This window comes from Paenibacillus sp. SAFN-054, assembly GCF_051966755.1.
Lineage (GTDB): Bacteria > Bacillota > Bacilli > Paenibacillales > Paenibacillaceae > Paenibacillus_AQ.
On record NZ_JBQCKS010000007.1, the window covers coordinates 88,390 to 113,526 of the forward strand.

Genomic DNA, 25,137 nt, shown 5'->3' on the forward strand with positions numbered 1-25,137 from the left:
ATTGTAAACGTAAGGAGGGATGATGCATGAATGTCAATGCCGAACGTGCCGTTGTCACCGGCGAACCACCCTTTACGGCCGCGGAAATGGGGCTTACCGAACTCATGCCGAATTACCGCGTAGATCTGAGATTGCACAGGTTGCCCGAGTACCAGAAATTCATACGCCTCAATCCGGTGAACGACTGGTCTCTGTTATCCTGGAAGGATGTCGGCAAGCCATATGAGGTCAAGAGCGTGGCCCAGGACCGCAAAGCCTGGGAGCAGCAGCACGGAACCGCCATGGATGCCCATACGGCCTGGACGCATTTCAACCTGTCATTCCATCAATGGTTCGTAAAAGACGTGCCCGCCGAGATCGATAAGGAAAAGGCTGAATTCCTCGCCGGATTGAAAGCGTTTAACTTTCGTCAAATCCGCGAAGGGATCGGAGACGTCGCCCGCATTCACCTGTGGAATTACGTCCACCGCATTCAGGACGGAGTCTGGGACCCCCGGGGCAAACGCGCGTTGTTCGAGGGGCTGGACGTGCAGAAGCCGCGCATCCTGTTCCTCGGAGCCGCCGAAGGCTATGAAGCGATGCACCTTGCCGCCATGTATCCCGGTGCGGAGGTGGTCATGGTGGACTATGACGAGTACTGCCGTACGACCCGCTATGCGGAATTTCCGGAGGGCTACCCTTTTCTCGGTGAAAATCCGCGCACGGGCGCTCCGCAGGTCTATTACAAGCATGATTTCAACATTGAATACGTGGTGGATGACATTCGCAGGCTGCCCTACGGCCGGGAATTCGATATCGTCCTCTCCGTCGGGCTGCTGGAGCATTTTCCCGATGAGCTCAAGCCTGAAGTCGTTGATTGGCACCGGCGCTTCCTGAAGCCCGGCGGCTACGCCATTCTGACCACGCCGAGAAACCAGCTGAAATCCCGCCTGTTCTATCAGATCATGGCCGATGTCATGAATCATACGTACCGCGAATTAATGACAGTACAGCAGATGGGGCTGTATATGTACGAGAATGGCATGGACATTTGCAGGCATGGGTACATCAAGGTGCATAACGGCGTCGTGGCGAGAATGCGTTGATGTAAGGACAGCAAAGAAAAGGCCAATGATTGAAGAATGAGTCTTCATCATTGGCCTGATCATGGAGTAAGCTTTTGAAATTTGCGCATTAAAGCGACTGTCCGGCATCGACGGTAATAATTTGTCCGGTCAGTGCCTCTTGTTCCAAAACAGCGCAGATCATATGGGCGATATCCGCAGGCACGGCTGCTTCTCCCAGCAAAAGACTTCCGGCAAGCTGCTCCATCTGCTTCTCCCGCCCTTCCCACCACCGGGTCAGCACGGCGCCCGGCGCCACGCAGTTGACGCGGATATGAGGGGCGAGCGCTTGGGCCAGGGAACGGGTCAGTCCGTGCACAGCCGCTTTGGAAACCGCATAAGGCAGCGAGGAGCCTTTGCCTGTAATGCCCGCAATGCTGCCGACGTTGACGATCGCCCCCTGCTGCTGCCGTTTCATGTAAGGCGCAGCGGCCCTGGCGCAGTAAAACATCCCCTTGACGTTAATTTGAAACAGATCATCCCAAGCGTCGTCGGTTACCGACTCCAGATCACTCATCGCAATATGGCGGGTCACGCTGGCGTTGTTGACCAGCAGATCAATGCCTCCCCACTTGCGGGCAGCGGTATCCACCATGGAGAGCACCTGCGGCTCGCGCGATACGTCAGCCTGCACGGCAAGCGCCTGTCCTCCCCTGCCTTGAATCATACGCACCGTTTCTTCGGCTTCCTGCGCCGATCTTGAATAATTTACGGCCACCGCGGCTCCACGCTCCGCGAGCGCCAGCGACACCGCTCTGCCGATTCCCGTTCCTCCGCCCGTAACGAGCGCCCTTTTCCCACGCAACTCCACCTTATAATCCTCTCCTTTAACCTGTTCTGATCCCTGTGCACTCTGCTCAACGCCTGTAAGGGGATATGAAGACGGACAGATACCCGTTTTGTATCACTCCTCCGCAAGCTGCTGCGCGATTCCATTGCCGAACGACCAGTTGTCCTGCGTGTTCTCCGTCAAAATAACCATGACGTCCTGCGGCCTTACGCCCGCATTCTCTTGCAGCAGCTCCGCGATCCGGGCGAACAGCGCCTGCTTCTGCCGGGTGGAACGCCCTTTCTTCATCGTCATCTGTATAAAAATCTGCCCCTCCGATCTGGCAATACCCATGTACTGCCGATCGTATATAAGCTCGCCCGGCGCATGCGTCGTAATGATCTGAAAATAATCGTCCTCCGGCACATCGATCGTCTCGACCATCGCCCGTTGAATCGAGCGGCTGAGCACCGCCAGCTCCTCCGCCGTCTTTCCATCATGCAAATCAACGCGTACAAACGGCATCTTGTCCGCCACCTTTCCTGTGTTCAATTGATGATAATGCCATTGTATCGGAGCATAACGATTCTGTATAATTGAATTAAATGAATTACAAATTCAAAAAAAATGAATTATCTATAAGGAAGGTGACCTGAGCCCAATGGACTTGAAGTCGGTTAAAACCTTTCACCGGATCGCCGCCCTTGGAGGCTTCAACCGGGCCGCCGAGGAGCTGAGCTATGCCCAGTCTACGGTGACCATGCAGATACAGAAGCTGGAAGCGGAGCTCGGCGTGCGCCTGATCGAACGCGGCAAAACCTTTGAGCTGACGGACGCCGGACGCCTGTTCCTCGAGCAAAGCGCTCATATCGTCAGGGATATCGAGCAGCTTCACACGACAATGACAGGGCTTGTCGCCGGCGAAGCGGGGCATGTCCGTCTCGGCGTCGTGGAGCCGATCGCCAGCTACCGGCTGCCGCGCATTCTGGCCGGATTCCTGCGCGAATTCCCGCAGATTCGCGTCTCCGTCAGCATCGCCAGCTCTCTGGTGCTGAGCCGGCAGCTTCTGCAAGGCGAGCTCGACCTCGCCGTCTGTTCCCCGCCCCTGCTCGGAACGGGGCTGTACTTCGAGCCGGTCCTGACAGAGCATTTCGTCGTCCTGCTGCCGGAGCATCACCCCCTGGCCGGCCGGCAGTCCGTTTCCCTTCAGGATCTGCGGAGCCACCGGCTGCTGATTACGGCAGCCGACTGCCCGTACCGCCGCAAGCTGGAGATGCTCCTGCAGGAACCAGGCGGAGCGCCGCTCGACACGGTGGAAATTGGCAGCATGTCCGCCCTGAAATTCTATGTGCAGAGTGGCATCGGCGCGGCACTCGTTCCCGCGTCGGTGCTTCAGCCTGAGCCCGCCGGCACCGTCGTGCGGCCGCTGCACGAGGACGGGGTAGACCTGACCTGCGGCATATTATGCCGGGAGCCGGATTATCCGCCGCGGCTTGCCGCGGGCAGGCTGTATGAAGCATTAACAGAGGAACTCGCAGACAGCCTGTCCACGGTTTCCCGTTCTTGCTGATCTCAGCATAGCGAAAAGCCCGGGGCGGCCAGCCCCGGGCTCTTTCCTTAGTTAATGCTGACCGACACCTTGGTCGGAGTTCATCCGGCTTCCCGCCGAGCGGATGACAAACTGATACGGCGTTGAAGCGCTAATATTGCTCACCGTAATGCTGTAGTCTGTCTTTCCGGATTCCGCCGGAACGTAAGCGTTCCAATAGGTTTTGACTTTGCCGTTCTTTTCATAGATCCGGAAGCCCTTCACCGGTTCGCTGCTTGAGGACGGCGATTTCCAAGAGATCACAGCTTTGCCGCTGCTGACCTGCACCTTGGCACCCTCAACGGCTGACGGCTTCGTATCCGTCCGTTTGATGCCGTATTGATCGTACAGCTTGACGCCGTTATTTCCGGACGACTCATCCTTCTTTGCTGCCGTGTAGGCTTTGATCTGCAGTGCATTATCCGATACGGATACGTCGGTAAACATCTTTTTGTTCGGCTGGGTGTCGATCGCCGCGAAATAATTGTTGTATCCCGGCAATCTATTATTTGATCGCAAGAATGACCTTCAGCGTTCCTTGGAAACGAACCGGGTGGTCACTCGCAATCCTTGCATGCCTTACCTGTTTAGTTTCATCCGCTTCAGCAGCTTCAGGCCATTCACGTCCAGCCGGACCGCTGCTTGCTCCGGTTTGCCGCTCAACAAGTCGGTATACGCCTGCGCGTCCAGGACTACCTCCTGTTCAGTATCGCTGAAATTCAACAGAAATACGTATTCGTACGTTCCGTCGGTACGCATTTGCGCGGTCACGCCGGAAGGAAGCTCCGTATCGACGACTCTGGTCACGCCCGCTTCTTGAACCAGTGATCTGTACAAATCGAGGTAGAACGGTTCCTTGGCCCGGGCCGCCAAATAGTACGCTTTTCCTTGACCGAATTCATGAACCGTAAGCGCCGGCCGGCCGGCATAAAAGTCGCTTTCGTATACCGCCAGCGCCTCTGCCCCTTCGGTATGGATCAAATCGCATAGATCGTAGACTTCATATCGCTCCTCCAAGCCTGGCAGCTCGCCGCCGCGGCATAGGAAAGCGTTCTGCTCCCCCTCATGCAGGCCGTCGATCTCCTCCGACCAGATGCCAAGCGTTCGGCGCAGCGGTCCGGGAAAGCCGCCCAGATGGCACAGATCGCTCTCGTTCACGATGCCCGACCAGTACGTGGTCACGAACGTTCCGCCGCCCGCAACGAAAGCCTCGACCGCCGCCCCGGTACGCTCCGTGCACAAATACATCATGGGAGCTGCAATCAGCTTATATTTCGAAAAATCATCATCGGAGCCAATGATATCCACTGGCACGCCAAGCTCCCAAAAAGCCCGGTAGTGCTGCATCACGGTACGCTCATAATCGATGCCCCGGTTGAGCGGCCCTTGGGAATCTTTTACCGCCCAGCGGTTATCCCAATCCGCGATGATGGCCGCCTGCGCCGGAACGGCCGATCCGGCCACTTCCGCGATCCTCTCCAGCGTTTCTCCCAGCTCCGCCACGTCGCCGAAGACCCTTGTATGCTCATGCCCCGCATGATCCACGACGGCACCATGCAGCTTCTCACTGGAGCCGCGGCTCTTGCGCCACTGAAAGTACTGTACGGTATCCGAGCCATGGGCCACGGCCTGCAGCGAAGACAGCGAATGCATGCCCGGGCGCTTCAGCTTGCTCACCGGCTGCCAGTTGGTCATGGAAGGCGTGCTTTCCATCAGCATGAACGGCTTGCCGCCTTTCAGGGACCGGAACAGGTCATGGTTGAACGCAAACCAGGCAGCTACCTGTCCGGGCTCCTTCAGATCGTGCCAGGTTGGGTATGCATCCCAAGAGATGACGTCGAGAATATCGGCGAACTTCCGGTAATCGAGGCCCTCGAACCAGTCCATCATGTTCGCCGTGACCGGCAGCTCCGGCCGGATCGCCCGCAGCGGAGCGATCTCGTGCCGGCAGAAATCGATCGTCCGGTCGGTCACGAACCTTTTCCAGTCCAGATTATGCCCGTGCACCATCCGCTCGCCATGCGGCGCGGGGGATTCGATCTGCCCCCAATCCGTGTAGGTATGGCTCCAGAAAGTCGTCCACCAGGCACCGTTGAGCGCCTCAAGCGTTCCATACCTGTCCTTCAGCCAATCGCGGAAAGCCGCCTGGCAAAGCTCGCAATGACACTCGCCGCCGAATTCGTTCGAAATATGCCAGCCGATTACTGCCGGGTGGTGAGCATACCGCTCCGCAAGCTTCTCGTTCATGATTCGGGTCTTTTCGCGGTAAACGGGCGAAGTATAACAGTGGTTATGGCGTCCCCCGTGCAGGTTGCGTACCCGGTTAGACTCCACGCGAAGCACCTCGGGATACTTGGCGGACATCCAGGCCGGCCTGGCACCGCTTGGCGTAGCAAGCCAAGCATAGATGCCGTTATCGGCAAAACGGTCCAGCACCCGGTCCAGCCATTCAAACGTAAACGTCCCCTCCTCCGGCTCCAGCGCCGCCCAGGCAAATATGCCGACCGCCATCACGTTGCACTTCGCCAGCTTCATCAAACGTATATCTTCTTCAAGAATGTCGGGCGCGTGCTGCCACTGGTCCGGGTTATAGTCTGCGCCGTGCATGAATCCCTTCAGCTTCGGGCTGATGGGCGGAAATAAAGTTTTCAAGCGTTCCCCTCTTTTCTGCTTGTCGATACTTTCGTACTTCTTCTTTTGCCGTTGAAATCCTCCCACAATCTGCACAATCGAAAAAAAAGCCTCCGGCCGCAGCCGAAAGCTTTTAAAAAAGATGGAACTTCCTCTCGCATGAAGGGAGCAACCATTACAGCAGCTCTCCCTTTCTCTTCAGAAAAACATACAGCAGAAGGCTCATCAGGGCGCAGATGATCGCGCACAAGCCGATAAAGCCGTATCCGGCCTGAAGCCCCCGAACCAGTCCCAGCTGCGATCCGGCCTCGTAAAATCCTTTGGCCCCGTCGATGATCGCGCCGATCAAATAGTTGCCGATGACGCTGCCGATGCCCATCATCGTGACGATGAACGTTATGGCCGTGTCGCTCTCGTTCGGATACCGCTTGGCGATGACGGCCATGACCGTCGGATAAATCGGAGCGATCCCGATGCCTGCCAGCGCAAAGAAAATCGCTCCCTGCTCTCCCGCCAAAATAGCGATAAACGTGCAAAGCCCCGAAAATCCCGACAAAATGATCAGGGAGAGCGTAAAGCCGATTTTATCCGTCACCGGTCCCAGCAGCAGACGCGCCAGCGAAAAGCATAAGAAAAAAATGGACAGCATGCCGGAAGCGGCGGTCGTATTCCACTGGTAGGCCTTTTCGAGAAAGTTCACCAGCCACCCTCCAACCGACATTTCCGAAATTACGCCAAAGGACAAAATCAGGACAATCAGCCATAAGCCCCGATCCCGCATCAGCGTCTTCAGCGGCACGCGGTGCTCCGGAGGGGTCTCGTCACCCGCAAACCGGCTGAAGATAGCCGGAATCATAGGAATCACTGACAAGGCCAGCATAAACAAATACATTTCGCGCCAGTCCACCGTATGACCGAACAGCGTGACGCTCATGAGTCCCGAAGCGATGATCGGGGCCACGGTCGAGCTGAGTCCATAGAAAAAATGCGCAAGGTTCATCATCGTTCCCGTATTCCTGACAAAAATCCGGGCACCGAGAATCGCAAGCGCGATCTCCAGCATGCCGTTCCCGATGTACATCAAAAAGTATGAGGTCGAAAAAAACGGGTAACTCTTGGACAAATAAATCAGTACGCCGGAGGCCGCCATGCTTCCGAAAGCCATCAGGCTGACCTTCTTGATGCCCAGCTTGCGGGTCAGGAAGGCCGTAAAGGAGCAGGCGATCAAATAGCCGAGCGAATTCAGGGACAGCAGCGTTCCGAGCTGCATCTCGTCAATGCCGAAGTCCGACTGGATTCGGGGGATTGCGGGTCCCTTAATGTTCTCCGAAAATCCGAATATGACAAACCCGATGAAAACGGTCGCCAGCTGCAGCGCGTAATTGCGGTTAATCTTCGGTTTCTGCACTTGAAGGCTCATGAAATAGTCTCCTTGCTATGTAATGACGGCACCGACCGTCATTATCGCGGCAAATCAACCGCTGTTTTATCATGTGGCGGTGCCTGTGTTTCTCTTGAGTTCCAGTGTTTATCGGTGTCTCTATGTCTCTAACCTGTTATGCTGCGCGGAAGTGCATCAGCCATCCCATTCGCTCCGCAGGGTAAAGAGGTCCTTTAAAGCCTCGGTCGACAGTTCGGTAATCCAGCTCTCGGTGCTGGAGATCACGTTGTCGCTCAGCTGCTGCTTGCTCTCCAGCATCTCGTCGATGCGTTCCTCGAGCGTCCCGAGCGAGATGAACTTATGCACCTGCACGTCTTTGGTCTGTCCCATGCGGTAGGCGCGATCCGTCGCTTGATTCTCGACGGCCGGGTTCCACCAGCGGTCAAAGTGGAACACATGATTGGCCGCCGTCAGGTTCAGGCCGACACCGCCGGCTTTGATGGACAAGATAAACACGCTGGGCTGTTCCTCAGGAGGCAGGGTCTGCGACTGGAACTGATCGATCATCCGGTCGCGCGCCTTTTTGGACGTGCTGCCATTCAGGTAAAGCACGGGCTCCTGCAGCTCCTGACGGAGCACGCGCTGCAGCATTTCGCCCATCCCGATATATTGGGTAAAAATAAGGCAGCGCTCCCCTTCTTCCCGGAGCTCCCGTACCATGTCCAAGAGCCGCTCCAGCTTCGATGACCGGCTGATCAGCATTTCCGTATCCAGAGGGTCCCCCGGATCCAGTGGGTTATCGTAGGATTCGCCGGTCAGCAGCAGCGGGTGGTCGCAGAGCTGCTTCAGGTGGGTCAGGGCCGCCAGAATAGCCCCTTTGCGCTCGATGCCCTCGAGCTTCTGCACCCGGTTCATCAGATCATTCACCGTCTGGTCATATAGAGCGCCCTGCTCGGCGGTCAGATGAATATACGTCTTCATCTCGTTCTTGTCGGGCAGGTCCAGCTGGATGGCCGGGTCCTTCTTCTTCCGTCGAAGCATGAACGGTTTGACGAGCTGCTGCAGCTGCTTCGTCCGCTCTTCATCCTGCTCCTTCTCGATCGGCTGAATGAAACGGACCCGGAATGCGCGCAGGCTGCCCAGATAACCCGGGTTCATGAAATCGTACAGCGACCATAGCTCCGACAGCCGGTTCTCGATCGGCGTACCGGTCAGCGCGATCCGGTGTCTCGCCGGAAAACTGCGGACAGCGGCCGACTGCTTAGTTTGCGCATTCTTGATGTTCTGCGCCTCGTCAAGACAAAGCGATTCCCAGGCGAACTCCTTCAGCATATCCTGATCCAGCGTTGCCGTTGCGTAAGAGGTGAGCACGATATCCGCCTTCCCGATTTCCTCAGCAAAGGCCTTTCCGCCGGAACGCCCGCTGCCGTAATGCAGCATAACCCGCAGCGATGGAGCAAAGCGGTTCAGCTCCTTCTGCCAATTCCCCAGCACCGACGTCGGGCAGATCAGCAGCGAAGGCAGCCTGTGTTCCGCATCGGCCGGGTTCTCTTGGAGATGGAGCAAATACGTGATGAACTGGACCGTTTTGCCCAGGCCCATGTCGTCCGCGAGACAGGCGCCGAGACCGAATCTCCGCAGGAAAGCCAGCCAGGAAAAGCCGTCATATTGATAGGAGCGCAGCTCGGCCCTCAGCCCGGCCGGTATTGCAAGCTTCGGCCATTCCGACTGCTGGCTCAGCTGGTTGATGAGCTTCATCATATGCTCATTCAGCTCAACCTCAAGCTCCACCCGTTCCGGGGCTTCCTCCGCCGGCTGTTCCTCATTTCCGCGCTCGAATCTTTCTTCGCTCCGCTGGAGATGAAGATGCAGCACATCCTGGAAGGACAAGCCCTTGGAACGGTCCACTCCCTCCATCATTTGCCCGATTTGTTTAATGAGACCAGGATCAAGGGTAATCCATTCCCCCCTGAATTTGACCAAGCGCTCATTCCGTTCAACGAGCTCGTAGAACTCCTCTTCCGTGAGCTGCGTCTCTCCGATTGCGACCCGCCAGTCGAACTGAATGATCGAATCCAGGCCGAACAAGGAGCTGCCGCTTCCCTTGGCCTTTTCTTCCCCTTCCTCGGCGCGCACCTTGGCGCGGAGCTTCGGTTTCTTGCGGCTTGCCGCCTCCCACCAGGCAGGCAGCAGCACCCGCCACCCGGCTTCGAGCAGACGGCGGCTGTCCGTCGTCAGAAACAGCCATGCGGCGGCATCGGATAACGGCTTGCTCAGCATATCGTCTCCATGTCCGGCACGCACCGTCCCCGGCAGGCTGGCGCGCAGATGCTCCGCCCAGCCGCCGGAACGCTCGCGCACGTGAGGGGTCCATGCATCAGGCCATACGCCGGATGCATATCCGTCATCTCCAAGCCGAACCGGAATCAGCACAGACGGATCAAGCTTGTCCTGAAGGACAAGCTTGAGGCGCCATACGGGCTCTTGATCATCCGGCTCGAGCAGCTGCAGTAAAGGACGGAAGGGAGCCACATCCGCTTTCCAGCCGATCGAGATGAGCCATGCCTGTTCATGGATGCCGGCCACCGCGCTATCCCTCGCAAAGAGCATCGGATATTCCCTCCGCAGATCGGACGCCGCTTCCTCCGTCCCATAGCAGCTGCTGGATACCGCCGAAGAGAAAGCGGCGCGCAGGCCTTTCATCCATTCGGGATCGGCGCTGCGGAGCTCCTGCCTCGCATCGCCGTCCAGTGCCGCCTCGTCCCAGCTCCACCGCAGCTTTCCCGCCCGAAAGTCGGAAAGGCTCGGGATGAAGCGCCGCTCCTGGACGCAAGCGTAAAGCGCAGGCGCGAGCCGGACCAGGAATTTCGCCTCTTTATCCCATGCCCAATCGATATGGTTCAGCAGTCTCCGCTCCGCCAAGAACGGAATGACCTGCTCGGCAGGCAGTACGACAAGCTCGACCTCCTGGATCTGCTGGACCTCGAGATCCGTCCCATAGAAGGAAGCCTCATGCCAGGCAAACAGGCGCTGCTTCATATCCAGGCCCGGCACGTATTGGTTCGTGGGGGTAGACCCATAGATCAGCGCATCGCCATAGGCGCTCAGCTGGATATGAACCGTGATATGGTCCGTATAGGTGCTCATCATGATATCAGCTTTCCTTTCCGAAGCTCCTCCTGCAATGCGCGCAGCCGGCTGTGGCGGCTTGTGAATGCTTCGAGGAACTGCTCCCACCGCTCTTCCCGCTTCATTTTTTTGTACAATTTATTCAGCCGCTTCAGCAGCTTCACGGCCGCTTTATAGCTGGATCTGTTTTTCTGCAGAATATGCCGTTCAACCGCCTGATGGTAGAAGGGCAGCAGCAGCTCCGGCGCCTCCTTCTCGATGGGCTGAAGCACGCTCACGCGAAGCTCGAGCGGCTCCTTGCCGGAGCTGAGCTGAACGTCCATCCACTGCTGCCAGCGGCCATAGCGCAGCAGCGTTTCTTCATATATTTCCTTGGAATAGGGCAGCATACCGGCCAGCGCCTTCCACATCTGCTCCTCGGATTCCGGAAGCTGCTGAACGGCCGCATCCCAGTAAACCATATAATCCTGGAGGTGATTTTTCCGGTGACTGCTGAACATTGGGGCGGTATGGACCAGCCAGTCACGCAGCCTGTTCCAATCCCCCGCTTCCGCCAAAACCTCCAGGAACGATTTCAAATAGCCATGGGGAATGATCGAGGCTTTGTCTGCCGCTTCAAGCCATGCCCAGGCCTGCTGATCCTCGCCCATTAAATAATGAATTCTGCTTTGCGCGAGCATCCAGGGAAGCCGGGTCAGCGCATCGCCCAGTTCCTCCTCTGCTGTTCGCAGCTTCTCCAGCTCCTCTGTAAACATCCCCGTATCCTTCAAATTAGGGTGAATCCAATACAGCCACAGCTGATCATAAGCCTCAGCCAGGTAATGGTGGCTTTTCGGTTCGGTGAGCATTTGCCTGCGTAAATACGTCAGCGTCTTCGTCACACGCGGCCACAGCTCCGGCTCGGCAGCAATTTCAAGACCCCCTACAAATAGACGCCGGATGCCTTCCTGCAGTTCATCCGCCGCCACCTGCGTGTGATATCCCATATAGCTGCTCCCGGAATGTACGGCATGCTGCACCGGCTTCACCAGCTTGATAAGCAGGAACAGATGGGCGTGCAGATCAAACAGCTTCTCCATGACCGGAGACAGCGGCGGCTTCAAGGCGTATATCGAATCGATGGCGTTTCTCGCATAGTGTGCATTCGGACTGTTGAATCCGATCGGCGTAACGCACAGCTTGAACAGCTGATGCCATTCCGCAACGCTCATGTTAGGGATTTGGCTCGCTTTCTCCCGCAATGCCTTTTCTTCCTCATCCTTTGGGTGCGAGCGGGACTCATGAAGGCTGGTCGTCCTTGCCGACTGCTTGAACGCAGCGGTGGCATGCGCATTCACGATTGCATGCACGGATCGCCCGCTCTTGGCTACCACATCCAATAGAACCGCGATCATATGCTTGCAGTGGCTTTTCACAGGGCAAGTACAGTGACTTTCGGAGAGACGTTGGAGCTTCAGCGCTACCCTGTAATGCTCGCTGCCTTCCACGATGGCTTCGATAATCCCCGGATTGTCTATAGGGACCGGATGAACCAGCCCCTGCTTGAAATATTGGAAGCCGCGCTTAATCGTCAGGTCGCTGAATTCCTCTCCAACCTGCTGGATCAGCGCCTGCCAAGTTGTATCGTCGATGATTTCATTCGTATTCATGCTTTATTCGTCTCCTAGCCGGAGTATAGTAAATAGGCGTCCCATTTAATCTACCATATCTCATGCCATGGATGAACCCCGGTTCGAACAAGGGCAGCTAGAGCCACTTTTCGTAGGCACGCTCGATATTCGCTGCAGACACCAGCCCTTTTTGCAAAAGCGGATTCGGAACCAGCCTGTTGAACCTTCTGATTTTCTGATTGATATTTTCGATGCGGCGCTCCATCTCTTCCGTGCTCCAGTCAGGCCGATCCGTCAGGTTCTTGATATCCGCAGCAATCTCCTTCCGCTGCTCAATCCAAGGAGGGACATAATTCGCGTTTTTCATGATGCTGGTCAGCACGTCCCCTTCGCCGATATTCAAAGGCTTCCCCTTCCCCGGCAAATCATCAAAGCCCCCCTTTTTCGCAAAATCGTCCACGGCCGACTCAACCAGGCCGCCCTTGGCGGACGTTTCCCGGTACTTCTCTTCGCTCGCCCGTTGGCTTTCTTTCACCGAATCATCCTTGTTAGAAGAATTCGAATCCACGCACCTCACCTCATTTTTCAGGGAAATAGTCGATCTGAAGTCCCTTCACTGAACATCTTTCCGGCGCTCTTCCGCCTTCACCTCGTGCCACGCCTTCTTCGGCCTGGTCTCCGGATATCCATGCGCCTGCCGGTATGCCTTCCTTGCGTCGGTAAAATCAAACCAGCTCTTCTCGCTGCCTGGATGATTGGCATGATGCACCATGCACCATAGCGCGTCCTCCAGGCACGGGTCTTCCCAGTAGCCATAATGGTTCTCCAGCTGCTCCAGAAGAGCCGGGCCATCCAGCAGCTTCAGCTCATCCAGCGTACCGTATCCCAAAGCGGCGACCCGTTCTGCGATGCGCGGCCCGATGGAGGGTATGGACTGAAACTGCGCCAGGGCGCGCAGATGCGCCGCCCGCTCCGGCGTTGAACCCAGGATCTCTGCCAATTCTGCTGCATCGAGACCCTTTATCGCTTGCAGACTGATTTTTGAAGCACGCAAATTCTGCTTCTCCTCTGCCGTCAGCGGAAGCTTAGGGGCAGGTCGGTCGCTCATCTTCTTGGTCCCTCCCAAACATGTTAATCCTCTATTTCAGATGCCTTATCGATTTGTTGTAATTGTGACCTACGATACTCCCCGTACAAGTGCATGTCAATGAACGAGGGCAGCCCCGTCAGCAGCAAGAAAGCCGGAGTACACGCGCATCACGCTTCCTCCGGCTTCAGCTTGGCATATATTCGAAATGCTTTAAACGAATGGGCTTACAGCGTGTGCGCCAGCAGCCATTCGTACACTTCCCGATTCGCATAGGTTTCCGTCCATGAATCGTGATTGGCTTCCGGATAGACCGTCAGCTTTACATCACCGCCGGCCGCCTGAATGGCGTCTACCATCGCTTCGGACTCGGATAACGGAACGACATCGTCCTTCGCTCCGTGAAAAGCCCATATCGGCGTTTCCGCAAGCGCCACGGCGTTGTTCGGGTTGCCGCCTCCGCAGACAGGCACGGCCGCAGCAAAACGTCCGGGATGCTCGGCAGCCAGCTGCCACGTTCCATAACCACCCATGCTGAGACCCGTAATGTACACGCGCGCAGGGTCCGCATGATATTCGGACATCACCTCATCCAGCACGGCCATAACGGCCTCCTTCTCTGCGTTCCAATCCGAATATTCCGGGCACTGGGGTGAAATGGCAATGAACGGAAAGTAAGAATCCTGATCCGCAATATGGGGCACCCCGTGGACTTTGACCGCAGCCAATTCGCTGCCGCGCTCCCCCGCTCCGTGAAGGAAGAGAATGACGGGCCACTTTCGCCCGGAGTCTGAATCGTATGGTTCGGGAACATGCAGCAAATAATCCAGTGCGATTTTTTTCGTGATTTCCTTTTCCAGCCTGCAGGTTTGTTGACTCATGAACATTCCTCGCTTTCCTGTCATGTACAAGCGAACGCTTGTAAAAGAATAGCAGTCATTCGCACATGTCTTTCAATATGTACGCCAATTCAGGTCTTATCTCCTTCTTACCCGCATATTTTTTTGCGAATACGAAAAGGCCGCCCTGCCGGGCGACCCTTCCTTTGACGTGCCGCGGCCGCTACGCTTTCAGCTTAAATACGCGCACTTCCTTCTCCAGGTCATCGGCCATGCTCTGCAGCATGGCAGCGGAGCTGGCAATTTCCTGCATGGAAGCCATCTGCTCCTCAGACGAAGCGGCAACGCTTTGGGAATGCCCGGACGAGCTTCGGCCGATTCTTGCGAGCTCGTCAAGCGACGCGGCCACCTGCTCGCTGCCTGCAGACATCTGCTCGGCTGAAGCGGACACCTCGTGAACCTGCTCGTTCACGCTTTGCAAGGATACGACGATTTCTCCGAACGCAGCCCCGGCCTTTTGCACCGATTGGGCTCCTTGTACCACTTGATCCATGCTGACATTCATCGCGCTCGAAGCCCGGGATACATAGGAAGAAATTTCACCCAGCATCGCGGAAATTTGCTCCGAGGAATTGCCTGAGAGTTCTGCCAGCTTCCGCACCTCCTGCGCAACGACGGCAAAACCCTTGCCGTGTTCGCCCACTCTTGCCGCCTCGATAGAAGCATTGAGAGCAAGCAAATTCGTTTGTCCTGCAATATTGGTAATGATCCCGACAATTTTCTCAATTTCATGCGAACGCTCTTCAAGCTCTTGCAAAATGGTCACCGTATCGGACACGGTTGCGTGAATGCTCTTCATTTCCTGCACCGACAGCTGAACCACCTCATTACCTGTCTCAGCCTTTTGCGCAACATCATAAGCATGCTCCGACAGCATGGAAGAATACTCCGCAATGCGCTGGATTCCGACGGCCATCTCCTCCATCGCCACCTGGCTCTCCACGGCAGACTGCATTTGCGTCTCGGAGCCTTGAGCCACTTCTTGGATGGAGCGCGTGATTTCCTCGGTGGCTCTGGAGGTTTGATCGGCACTCGACGCCAGCGCCTTGGAGGACTGGGTCACTTTTTCCGAAGTCTGCTGGACGTTCTCAATCAAGTGCCGGATATTCCCGATCATCGTATTGAAGTTCGCCGCCAGGACGCTGACTTCATCCTTGTTCTTCACCGGCGCTTCCACGGTCAGGTCGCCCTCGGCCGCTTTCATGCTCAGCTCCGACAGGCGCGTAATCGGACGCAGCGTCATCCGGACCAAGAAGATAATGAGCACGATAAATGCAAGCACGACGATCGAGCCGATGATGCTGGTTCTGATTATGATGGAGTTCTGCTCTGCCTTGATTTTGGAATAGTTGAAATCGACGCCGAAGACTGCGGTTTTCTTCCCGCTGCTGTCCTTGACCGTGCTGATAATGCTGACCCACTCTCCGAATTTGTCGGAATAAACCTTGGAGGTCGCATACCCGTTCTTATCCATTTCCACAAGCGCATCCGCGAAGGCCCCTTTGGCTTCGTAAATGCTTCCCGGCTTCATCCCCGAATCGTACAGCTCCTTATTGGCGAGAATCAGCTTCAGCTTCGTACTGCCTCCGCCGGTCTCCACATCCGGCATATAGATGTAACTGTTGGAAACCAGTTCATTTTTTTTCATGCTGTCGAGGCGCCCTTGAATTTCCAGGATATGCTTGTCCTTCATCAGCTCATCTGTTCCAACCAGCGTCTTAGCCCTTTCAATATCCGGTACATCTTCCATAATGACGTTGTACAGCGTCCATTCTATATTGGAGAGCTCCCCCATATACTGGCTTTTCATCTCCGACTGGTTCATCATCGTGACGATGCTTTCCAACAAGAAAAACAAAACCGCCAAGACAACGATCGACTTTAATACCAAGCTGTTTCTTCTTTTCATGATAACCACCCTATACTCTGATAAAATTCATTGCCGTCTTCTCAGCAGCGACTTGCACTGTTCACAGATTATTCCGTTGACAAAATCGCAAATCTGAGGCCTCAGCAAGCTGATGAATCTTATATCGACATTTCAGGCGAATTATATGAAGGTAATTATTTACATATGGAGCAAATTAAACGCACCCTGTGCAAAAGTGCCTTTGCAGTCTGGTCCTTACGGTTGAGCCTTAGGATGAGACGCTGCCGCCCTGGAAACGGAACACCTTCGAGGGGCCGAAATGAGGCAGATCCTCATCGGTTTCCTCATACTTTCCCAGCGTATATTTTCCTAATGTCTTCTCCCAAAACTTCCGGGTATGAAGGTTCTTTTCGTCGGGTGCCGTAAACAGCATCCACTTGCCGGGAAACCGGTTAAAAAGCTCGATTGCCGCTTTCTCTCCGACGCTCTGCTGCCGAAAAGGCCTCATCACGAAAAATTCGTTCAGCATATATTCGCTGTCGTCCACCAGATAAGGCGGCGTGGCAACGAGTCCGAAGCCTGCCGGCAATCCATCCACCCGAATCAGGTAAGGGTACAGGATATTCTCCTTCTCCCACCAGATGTCGAACAGAGCCATCTGCTCCTGGAGCGTTGTATAGTCGTCGGTATCCTCGAATACGCCGTAGGCATTCGGAAGCACCTTCCGGATTTCGGCAAGGTCATAGAGGTACAACGGATACAGGTTCATAATGATATGCCTGTCTTCCGGCGGACATAATTTAACGGATATATTCATGGTTACTCCCCCTTCAGTCAGTTACATTATAGGGGCCGCGAACCCGCAGGATATATACCGAGAACGCTGCCTAAACGAAAAGAATACAACTCAAAAAGCCTGCAGGATCTTCGGATCCGGCAGGCTCACTCATGTTTTCCTTCACGCTTTCGTATATACAATTTTCTTGATCGTGTCGTAGGCTAAGCCATATTCGGCGGACAGTTCCTCGATGGAATTTCCTTTGGCAAACTGCCTGCGAATATGATCGTTTCTGCATCTCAGCGCCTGCCGGCTTCCGGAACGTTCGCCCCAGGCTCTGCGGTTCCCCTTGGCCGCGGGGACGTATATCCAATCCCCTTGTACATACTGCTGCAGCTCTTGTAACAGCTGCTTCGGAACTCTCGTTTCCGCGTTTACGTATTTTGCTTTCATTTCGCTCTGCTCCTTAAAGTTCAAAATTCGATTTTAAGGTAAGCAAAGTCTTGATGACTGCTCTTGTCTTCAGCAGTGCCGTACAGGGCAGAACGGTTGATGTGCGTCGCTCCATGCAAGTAACCGCCGCCAGTCATAAAGACTTTGCATGGAGCTTTCCCTGAAACTGTTCGCGAATCTCACGCTATCATCCCTCCTGTTCGGCTCAAGCTGCTTTCAATGTACTATACAAAATCAGTCTTGATCAACCTTCCGGTACCATGGAAGCCGGTCCAGCGGAGCTTCCACCTCTAAATTGCAGGGACCCTTCACAAGGCTGCCGTCATCGCCCAGCCATGTCCCCGGCGGGAACGCGATACTGCGGCTGACCGCTCCCTTGCGCAGCACCGGAGCCGCCATCATCCGCTCCCCCAGCATGAACTGGTCGTTGATATCCTCATATCCCATATCGGGAAACGAATAGGCCAGATGCCGCAGCATCGGCTCACCGTCCTGCGCAGCCTGCCTGGCGATGTCCAGGATTTCGCTTCCCAGTCGGCTGTGCAGCTTGGCTGCTTCCACGCAGCAGCGCAGATGCGTATCATCCAGCACGCGCCATGGCGCCGCGGAAAACTGCATCATCGGAAACAGCGCCGCGCACTGCGCTGAACGGACGAACAGTTCCTGGTCCAGCGCATCCGAATGCTGCTGGAAATGCTCGTACTCTCCGCCGCCGATCATGTCGGGGCAGGTAAACGGATGTCCTAGCAGTCCCTGCGCCAGCGCGTCGGGAATGAGCGCCGACAAGCCGTTGCCGTCCCAAGCGTGCAGCTTGTCCTTCAGGCGCTGGGCCAGCGGCTCTCCGCCCAGCTTCCAGCAGGCCCGGTACTCGTTCAGGGCATACTTAAGCCCAATGCGGGCCCAAGCTTCGCATTGCCCGTGAGGGCTGGTTGGAACTGCTGTCTGATCGTCCGGTTCATAAAATTCGATATCTCCCGCATCCAGCTTGAACCCGTCCACCCCGTAGGCGGTTCGGAGAAACTCCAGCTGCTCATGGAACCAGGCGGCTGCCCCTTCATGCGTGCCGTCCAGAACGGCGCTCCAGCCGTTCCACCAGTGGCGGATCGCCGTCTGGCCTTGACTGTTCTTCAGCAGGTAGCCCTTGCCTTCCAGCTCGCGGAAGGTCCGGGAGTCCGGGCTGACGAACGGGCATACCCACAGCATGACCTTGAAGCCCATGGCATGCAGCTCATCGATCATTCCTTTCGGATCCGGGAATCTTCCGGAATGAAACCGCCATGTCCCGTAGGGCTCGTGCCAATTGTCGTCAATCATGATCACGCCCGGGGGCATGCCGTGCTCCAGAACCGCTTTGGCGTAAGCCAGCACTTTCGCTTGCGTCGGTTCATACAGCAGCTCGATCCACAGATTATACTGCGGCGCCGTGAACAGGAGCTCGTCGGGATAGTCCCCCTTGACGGGAAAATGCCTGGAAGCCGCTTCCCGAAAGGCTCCGCGCAGGCTTGAGAACCCTTCGGCCGCGTTCACCTCCGCCCGTCCCTTCGAAACGGACAGTCCATCTGCCGTAAATGAAAAGGCAAACGGCTCCTCCGACCATATATACCGGCCTTTACTGGACACAAGCAGCGGTGCCGCCTGATTCGCGCCGAGGGTTTCATTCAGGTCCGCTTGAAAAGGTCCCGCCCCATAAGGCATGCTCATGCCGTCGGCAGCGCGGCCTCCCCACCAGCGCTCGCCGGGCAGCAGCGGAATATTCATCATATTCGTGTTTTCCATGATCCATTCTCCCTTCAGCGATGTTAAGCCCATCTTATCCTTTCACGGAACCGGCCGCTATCCCTTTGATAATATATTTCTGCATGAGGATATAGAAAATCAGCAGAGGCGCCACGCCCAGTACCATCATCGGGAAAAAGGCCGTCCAGTTCGTGGAGAACTGCCCGATGTTCCGGTACACCTCCTGCAATATGACAGCTTTATCCCGCGTCTGCAGGAACAGCAGCGGCCCCATAAAATCGTTCCAGAAGGTCAGGGAATTCAGGATCGCCGCCGAAGCGATGACAGGCTGCATCAGCGGCAGCACGATCCGGAAGAAAGTGCCGATGACGCCGGAGCCGTCGATGGAAGCTGACTCCTCCACTTCCAGCGGCAGCGACTTGACGAAGTTAATGAACAGAAACACGTTAAACGGAATCGTTACCGAGATGTTCACGATAATGACCGCCCACAGCGTGTTCATCAGATGAAGCGTGCTGATGAGCTTATAGAGTGGAATCAGCGCGATCTGAAAAGGAACCACCAGACCGGCGACCACCGCCAGAAACAAAAGCCTGCTGATTAGATTCTGCGACCGGGCAAAGGCGTACGCCGCCATGCAAGGCAGCAGCGTGCACCCGATCAGGGAAAAGAAAGTAATGATGAAGTTATTCGTGAACACCTGCGGGTAACGCATCATATTCCAAGCCTCGGCATAATTGCCGAAGGTCCAGTGATGCGGCAACCCGAGCGGGCTCGCCGCTGCTTCCTCCGGCGTCTTCAGAGTCGTGACGAGCAGGTAGTATATCGGAAGCGCCACGATCACTGCAATGAGAATCAGGCCTATTTCCAGCACATAAGGTCTTTTGGCTTTGGATGCGAGCATCTCTAGGACACCTCCCATCGCTTCATCAAACGCAGCTGCAGCAGCGTGACGACCATGACAAACATCGAGAAGAGCACGCCAAGCGCGGATGCATAACCGAGCTGGCTGTCCGTAAAGGCACGCTGAAGCAGGACGGTCACGATGCTTTCCGTCGCATGTCCCGGTCCTCCCGAAGTCATAGAGAAAATAATATCGAACACTTTCAGTCCCCCGATCATGCTGAGTACCGTGTTAATGGTAATGGACGGCACGAGCAGCGGCAGCGTAATGTTCCAGAACGTTTTCCAGCCATTTGCGCCGTCGATATGAGCGGCCTCGAACAGTTCCTTAGAAATGCCCTGCAAATTCGCCAGATAGATGACCATGGCCCATCCGGTCCACTGCCAAACCTGGGTCAGTATCACCGAGTATAGCGCCAGCTTAGGCTCCCCAAGCCAATTGATGGGGCCGATTCCGAGATGTGTAAGCATCTGGTTGAGCGGGCCGTAGTCCAGCGAGGACATAATATACGACCACAAAAAACCGACAACGAGCGGACTGAGCACCGCCGGAGCAAAAAAGACCATCCGCAGCACGTTCTTGGACCGCAAGTTTTTATCGAGCGCCACGGCCAGCGGCACGGCTAATGCATTTTGCACGATCGTCATGACGACGGCATAAATAATGGAGTTTTTGATCCCTGTCAGTACGACGTCATCATGAAACAGCTGCTTGTAGTTGTCCAGTCCGATGAAGTGAATGCTGCGCTGCAGCAGCGACCAATCCGTAAAGCTGTGTGCGAAGGTGGAGATGACCGGATACAAGTAAAAGATCAGATAAAACAGCAGAGCAGGCACCATCAGCAGTAAAAAGGAGAATTCCCGTTTTCGTATCATGTATGTTTCAATCCCTTCTCGGTTCAAAAAATCAGGGATATCTGGGGTTATTTCCCGAGATATCCCCCGCTTCACCGGTTTAGTTGCCCTTCAGAGACTTACGCTGCTGCTCTGCTTTATCATCCAGCACCTTCAAGGCGTCATCTACCGTTTTCGCTCCGGTCAGCACTTCCTGCAGCGCTTTGCCGTAGTCCTCGGCGATAGCTCCGAACGGCCAGGTAATCCAAGGCGCATAGACATGCCCTTCCTTGAAGGCTTCAGCGGAATCCGCATACTCCGGCGGCAGCTGTACATCGACACCTTTCAGGAAGGAGCTGCCGAAATTGTCCTTGATCAAAGCCTCCTGCGCTTCCGGCGTCGCCGTCAGCTCCAGAATCTGCATCACTACATCCTTATGCTTGGACTGCTTGTTGACTGCGAAGGCGCTTCCCGGTCCGCCGATCAGCCAGCCGCTGCCTTCCGCAAGGCCTGGAATCGGGAACATGCCCATGTTCAGATCCGGATTTTTCTGCTTTAATGCTTCGGCCGCCCATGGACCCGACTCCCACATCGCCGCTTTACCGGTCGCAAATTCATCCTGCGCCTGATCATAATCAATGCCGAGCATATCTTTCGTAAGGTTGCCTTTCTGAATGGTCTCGGTCCATTTGGTTACGGCGTCGTTCCAGCTGCCGCTCACCGCCTTGGTCCCTTCCGAGAAGGCCGTATCGAAATCCTTGTTCTCGGCCTTGGCATAAAATTCATTCAGCAGCATGCCCATCGACTGCTTCATCATCGGCTCCCAGGATTTCGCGCCCATCGCCTGCGGCTTGATGCCGGCCTGCCGGAGCTTGTCATGAATGGCCATCCACTCATCCCAGGTTTTCGGAGGCGTCAGCCCCTGCTTCTCGAATATGTCTTTGTTGTACCAGATGCCCTCAAACCACGATTGCAGCGGAATGGTGTACACCTTGCCCTGGTAGCGCATCAGACCCGTATCATTGTATTTGCCGGTAAATGAAGCGTCCGTCAAATCCTCGACGTAACCTGCATTCGCGTATACGGCTCCGCTGCCGCTCGTTTCGAAAATGTCTGGACCTTCTCCTGCCGCCAGCTGTGTCCGCAGCATATTCTCAAAGGACTTCAAGTCGACGAACTGGAATTCGATATCCACGTTCGGCAGCTTTTCCTTCAAGTAATCCAGATAGGATTTCCGTGTTTCTTCTTTGTTGTAGCCCATAATGCGAATTTTGACCTTCTTCTCTGATTGACCCGCTCCCGATGCACTTTCCTTAGAGCCCGTCTCATCCGTCTTGCCGCATCCCGCCAGCACGAGCGATGAAAGCATCAGCAAGCTAGCGAGCACAGTGATTACTTTTTTCATGATACCCCTCCTACAATCCAGCAATGGTCGTTTACGATATCGCTTACAAATCTATCGTACTCCGGCGCGCCCTCCAGCCTGAAGAGTTCAAACTACGTTTTCTGCAACAATACTACGCACTCTTTTTCGAGGCATCCTGCAGGGGAACCGCTTTGCTTCTATTGCATCGATCGCATCAAAAAAGACCGCGCTGCTCGCGGTCTTATGCCTAACCGGCTTCGATTTTTAAATCGCGGTACTCCTGCGGCATCATGCCCGTACTCTTTTTGAATACCTTCGTAAAATAGCTCGGATTTTCGTATCCGACCTCATAAGCGATTTCATAATTTCGCATCGCCGTCGTCCGAAGCAGCCGCTTCGCCGTTTCCATCCGGACATGCGTCACATAATCCCAAATATTCACGCCCGTTTCCTTCTTGAAAAGATTCGAAAGATAGTTCTTGCTTACGCCGGTTTCACAGCAGATGTCTTCCATGGTCAAATTTCGGTTATAATTTCTTTCGATAATATGCTTCACTTTCTGCACATGATAGTTTTCCGACTGCTCCCCGCTGAGCTTCACCTCTTGGCGCGGCTCCTTGGCATTCTCATTCCGGATTTGCTCCACGGCTCGTCCGACCAGTGTCCGCAGCTTTTCGTCATCAAGCGGCTTCAGCAGGTATCCAAACACGCCGCACTCAATGGCGCGCTGGGCATATTCGAATTCGCCATGCGCGCTGAGCAGAATGATTTTCAGCGACGGCATCTCGCTTCGCACGGCTTCGATCAGCTCCAGACCGTCCAGCTCCGGCATGCAAATGTCGGTGATCAGGAGCTGCGGCCGCCGCTCCCGAATCAATTCCAGCGCAAGCCTGCCATCCGAAGCGGTGCCGGCTATCGCAATGCCGTATTGCTCCCAATCCACGATTTTCTCCAGCATCTGCAGCGTCAGTATTTCGTCATCCGCCATGACAAGCTCAAGCATGTCGTTCATCTCCCATCTCCGGAAGTCGTAGGGTTACTTTCGTGCCTCTATGAATCTCGGAGTCGATGCGAAGGCCATAAGCATCCCCGAATTTATAGCGAATGCGGTCATGGACATTTTTGACTCCGATATGTTCCGTTCCTGCCGCTTCCTCCTGCTGAAGCAAGCCGCGCAGTTCCGCCAGCTTCTCTTCCGTCATTCCCCGCCCCGAATCCTCGATCACAATTTCGACTCCTGCCGGAATGGCATGGGCGCTAATCCGAATCATTCCCTTGCGGCTGCCGCTGAATCCATGAAGGACCGCATTCTCGACAATGGGCTGAAGCAGCAGCTTCGGCGTTTTCATATGCAAAACCCGTTCCTCGCAGTCAAACGTATACTGCACCTTGTCCGGGTAACGGTAATCCTGAATCTGAAGGTACGACTTGATATGCTCCAGCTCTTTATGCAGCACCACCATTTCGTTCGGATGAACGATGGAATACCGCATGACGTCGCCTAGCAGCGTAACCATCTGGCTGACGTCCTCGCTGCGCTCGCAGATTGCCAGAGACTTGATGGATTGCAGCGTATTGTACAGAAAATGAGGGTTGATCTGGGACTGCAGTGCTGAAATTTCAGCTTCCTTGGTTTTGATGGCATAAGAAAAGACATCATAATTCAGCTGGTTGATCCGTTTGATCATGCGCATGATGCGCGTGGTCAGCTTCTGCATCTCGACCGAGCTGTCGTCATACAGGTCCAAATCGAAATTTCCCTGCTGCACATCGCTCATCTTCCGCATAAGCCCTGTGATGGGGCGCGTAATTCTTGATGACACAAACACCGAGATGATGATGACGCATAACATGGCTGCCGCAAGCAGCGCCAATACCAGCCTATTGATGTTATCGTTATGGGCCAGAATCTCCTGCATGGGAATTATGGCTATGATTTTCCAGCCCGTCACCTTGGAGGTTGTATACACACCCAGCAAAGTATCCTTTCCTTTTCCCACCTGAAACCGGCCCTCTTCCTTGTCCATGCGCCCGGTGATTTCCGACTGCAGCCGTGAACTGACGCTGCCCTCCGACGGCTTGAAGACAAACTCGTTGGCATCGTCCATGATCAGGAAAAAGCCGTTTTGCTCCAGCTTGCTTTCCTTCGTTAATTCCTGAATCTCCTCCAGCTGCAGGTTGAACATGACGCTGGTGCCGTCCTTCCGGGACGGATTCCAGAAGTCGAACACCGGGGCGACGGCCGAGATGACCTTTTCCGATGCCTCCGGCGGGTTAAAGTAGTAGTCCTGCGGGTGAATACCAATGAAATGGACCCGAAAGAAATATTCGTTTTGAAACTTTGGAAACCAGCTTTGGCTGTAAAAGGGATAATCGTTTTTGATCGTGCTGCCGGAATATTCGTATACGCCGCCGGAAGGATGTATCACGGCCACGTCCTTGATGCTGGGATTGTAGCGCAGAATGTCCTTCATCCGGTCTTCAATCTGACGGCGGTGAAGCAGTCTTTGCTGATCGTCTTCTTTTTCGTAACCGCTTACAGCATCCTGTATGACCGACTGTCCCGCCGTAATCTGCACGAGCGTCTTGATTTGGTTGAAATAAGAATCCACGTTCAGCCTGGCCTCTGTCACGATTTTGGACGTATAGCTGATCACTTCGGAGGTCAGCGTCGTGCTGAACATATGATAGGTGATATAGCCCAGCAGGCCGATGAGAAAGATAAAAATCAGAGAGAAGTACAGCGTAATTTTTCTGCGGATGGACGTTGGTCCGGAAAATAGGATTGATTTCTTCATAAGGTTCCACTCCTGCTTGCCTCTGGCGGATGCCATTCCTGCCATCTATTGTAACGGGGAAGCACAGTTAAACCAATCACTTTTATAACCGATACGTAGTATCGGAGGATATTTCGTAGTATTGTTTCTTCCCGCCGTTTTGGAAGCGCTTTATATTAGACTTCGATAACTTATTCTTGTGTCAGATGGAGGAGGAAGATG

General features: G+C 55.0%; 21 protein-coding genes. 2 read left to right on the forward strand and 19 right to left on the reverse strand.

The genetic code is table 11. The features are described 5' to 3' along the window. Positions 1-26 precede the first annotated feature (26 nt). Positions 27-1,085 (forward strand): class I SAM-dependent methyltransferase, encoded by a 1,059-nt coding sequence (locus tag ACTHPM_RS25030; protein WP_440397896.1) that lies wholly within the window; start codon positions 27-29, stop codon positions 1,083-1,085. Positions 1,086-1,173: 88 nt separating this feature from the next. Here ACTHPM_RS25030 and ACTHPM_RS25035 read toward each other — a convergent pair whose 3' ends face one another. Both ACTHPM_RS25035 and ACTHPM_RS25040 read right to left on the reverse strand, forming a co-directional pair. Further along, positions 1,174-1,914, reverse strand: coding sequence for an SDR family NAD(P)-dependent oxidoreductase (locus ACTHPM_RS25035; RefSeq protein ID WP_440397897.1), 741 nt, complete (start codon positions 1,912-1,914; stop codon positions 1,174-1,176). A 93-nt stretch (positions 1,915-2,007) separates the two neighbouring features. Beyond that, positions 2,008-2,397 carry a tautomerase family protein gene (locus ACTHPM_RS25040; protein ID WP_440397898.1) on the reverse strand — a complete coding sequence of 130 codons (390 nt, stop codon included), beginning with the start codon at positions 2,395-2,397 and terminating at the stop codon, positions 2,008-2,010. A 136-nt stretch (positions 2,398-2,533) separates the two neighbouring features. Between ACTHPM_RS25040 and ACTHPM_RS25045 the strand changes: the two genes are divergently transcribed. Continuing rightward, positions 2,534-3,442: a LysR family transcriptional regulator gene (locus tag ACTHPM_RS25045; RefSeq protein WP_440397899.1), complete on the forward strand. Its 909-nt coding sequence runs from the start codon at positions 2,534-2,536 to the stop codon at positions 3,440-3,442. Positions 3,443-3,493: 51 nt separating this feature from the next. Here the strand turns inward: ACTHPM_RS25045 and ACTHPM_RS25050 are convergent, their stop codons facing one another. The 17 genes from ACTHPM_RS25050 to ACTHPM_RS25130 all read right to left on the reverse strand — a co-directional run bounded on the left by ACTHPM_RS25050 (position 3,494) and on the right by ACTHPM_RS25130 (position 24,936). Next, positions 3,494-3,979, reverse strand: coding sequence for a fibronectin type III domain-containing protein (locus ACTHPM_RS25050; RefSeq protein WP_440397900.1), 486 nt, complete (start codon positions 3,977-3,979; stop codon positions 3,494-3,496). A gap of 60 nt (positions 3,980-4,039) precedes the next feature. Further along, complete coding sequence (locus ACTHPM_RS25055; RefSeq protein WP_440397955.1) at positions 4,040-6,067, reverse strand: beta-galactosidase; 2,028 nt, start codon at positions 6,065-6,067, stop codon at positions 4,040-4,042. Positions 6,068-6,266: 199 nt separating this feature from the next. After that, positions 6,267-7,511, reverse strand: a complete 1,245-nt coding sequence (locus ACTHPM_RS25060) for an MFS transporter (RefSeq protein WP_440397901.1) — start codon at positions 7,509-7,511, stop codon at positions 6,267-6,269. Positions 7,512-7,667: 156 nt separating this feature from the next. Further along, positions 7,668-10,619: a DEAD/DEAH box helicase gene (locus tag ACTHPM_RS25065; RefSeq protein WP_440397956.1), complete on the reverse strand. Its 2,952-nt coding sequence runs from the start codon at positions 10,617-10,619 to the stop codon at positions 7,668-7,670. After that, positions 10,619-12,250, reverse strand: a complete 1,632-nt coding sequence (locus ACTHPM_RS25070; protein ID WP_440397902.1) for an SWIM zinc finger family protein — start codon at positions 12,248-12,250, stop codon at positions 10,619-10,621. The genes ACTHPM_RS25065 and ACTHPM_RS25070 overlap by 1 nt, the downstream gene beginning before the upstream one ends. Before the next feature lie 97 nt (positions 12,251-12,347). After that, positions 12,348-12,746 (reverse strand): DUF1992 domain-containing protein, encoded by a 399-nt coding sequence (locus ACTHPM_RS25075; RefSeq protein ID WP_440397903.1) that lies wholly within the window; start codon positions 12,744-12,746, stop codon positions 12,348-12,350. A gap of 78 nt (positions 12,747-12,824) precedes the next feature. Then, positions 12,825-13,319: a helix-hairpin-helix domain-containing protein gene (locus tag ACTHPM_RS25080; RefSeq protein WP_440397904.1), complete on the reverse strand. Its 495-nt coding sequence runs from the start codon at positions 13,317-13,319 to the stop codon at positions 12,825-12,827. 206 nt (positions 13,320-13,525) lie between these two features. Beyond that, positions 13,526-14,179, reverse strand: a complete 654-nt coding sequence (locus tag ACTHPM_RS25085; protein WP_440397905.1) for a prolyl oligopeptidase family serine peptidase — start codon at positions 14,177-14,179, stop codon at positions 13,526-13,528. Between the two features lie 181 nt (positions 14,180-14,360). Continuing rightward, positions 14,361-16,106 (reverse strand): methyl-accepting chemotaxis protein, encoded by a 1,746-nt coding sequence (locus ACTHPM_RS25090; protein WP_440397906.1) that lies wholly within the window; start codon positions 16,104-16,106, stop codon positions 14,361-14,363. A 229-nt stretch (positions 16,107-16,335) separates the two neighbouring features. Then, on the reverse strand, positions 16,336-16,884 hold the full coding sequence (locus ACTHPM_RS25095) for a GNAT family N-acetyltransferase (RefSeq protein ID WP_440397907.1): 549 nt from the start codon (positions 16,882-16,884) through the stop codon (positions 16,336-16,338). A 141-nt stretch (positions 16,885-17,025) separates the two neighbouring features. Beyond that, positions 17,026-17,298, reverse strand: a complete 273-nt coding sequence (locus ACTHPM_RS25100; RefSeq protein WP_440397908.1) for a CD3324 family protein — start codon at positions 17,296-17,298, stop codon at positions 17,026-17,028. Between the two features lie 234 nt (positions 17,299-17,532). Beyond that, positions 17,533-19,074: a glycoside hydrolase family 31 protein gene (locus ACTHPM_RS25105; protein ID WP_440397909.1), complete on the reverse strand. Its 1,542-nt coding sequence runs from the start codon at positions 19,072-19,074 to the stop codon at positions 17,533-17,535. Positions 19,075-19,108: 34 nt separating this feature from the next. Beyond that, positions 19,109-19,939 carry a carbohydrate ABC transporter permease gene (locus ACTHPM_RS25110; RefSeq protein ID WP_440397910.1) on the reverse strand — a complete coding sequence of 277 codons (831 nt, stop codon included), beginning with the start codon at positions 19,937-19,939 and terminating at the stop codon, positions 19,109-19,111. Positions 19,940-19,941: 2 nt separating this feature from the next. Continuing rightward, positions 19,942-20,814, reverse strand: coding sequence for a carbohydrate ABC transporter permease (locus ACTHPM_RS25115; protein ID WP_440397911.1), 873 nt, complete (start codon positions 20,812-20,814; stop codon positions 19,942-19,944). A 79-nt stretch (positions 20,815-20,893) separates the two neighbouring features. Next, a complete protein-coding gene (locus ACTHPM_RS25120) occupies positions 20,894-22,177 on the reverse strand; it encodes an ABC transporter substrate-binding protein (RefSeq protein ID WP_440397912.1) in 1,284 nt (427 codons plus the stop codon). Positions 22,178-22,385: 208 nt separating this feature from the next. Beyond that, complete coding sequence (locus ACTHPM_RS25125) at positions 22,386-23,150, reverse strand: response regulator transcription factor (protein ID WP_440397913.1); 765 nt, start codon at positions 23,148-23,150, stop codon at positions 22,386-22,388. Beyond that, entirely contained in the window at positions 23,134-24,936 is a 1,803-nt protein-coding gene (locus ACTHPM_RS25130; protein ID WP_440397914.1) for a cache domain-containing sensor histidine kinase, read from the reverse strand. The genes ACTHPM_RS25125 and ACTHPM_RS25130 overlap by 17 nt, the downstream gene beginning before the upstream one ends. Between the last annotated feature and the right edge of the window lie 201 nt (positions 24,937-25,137).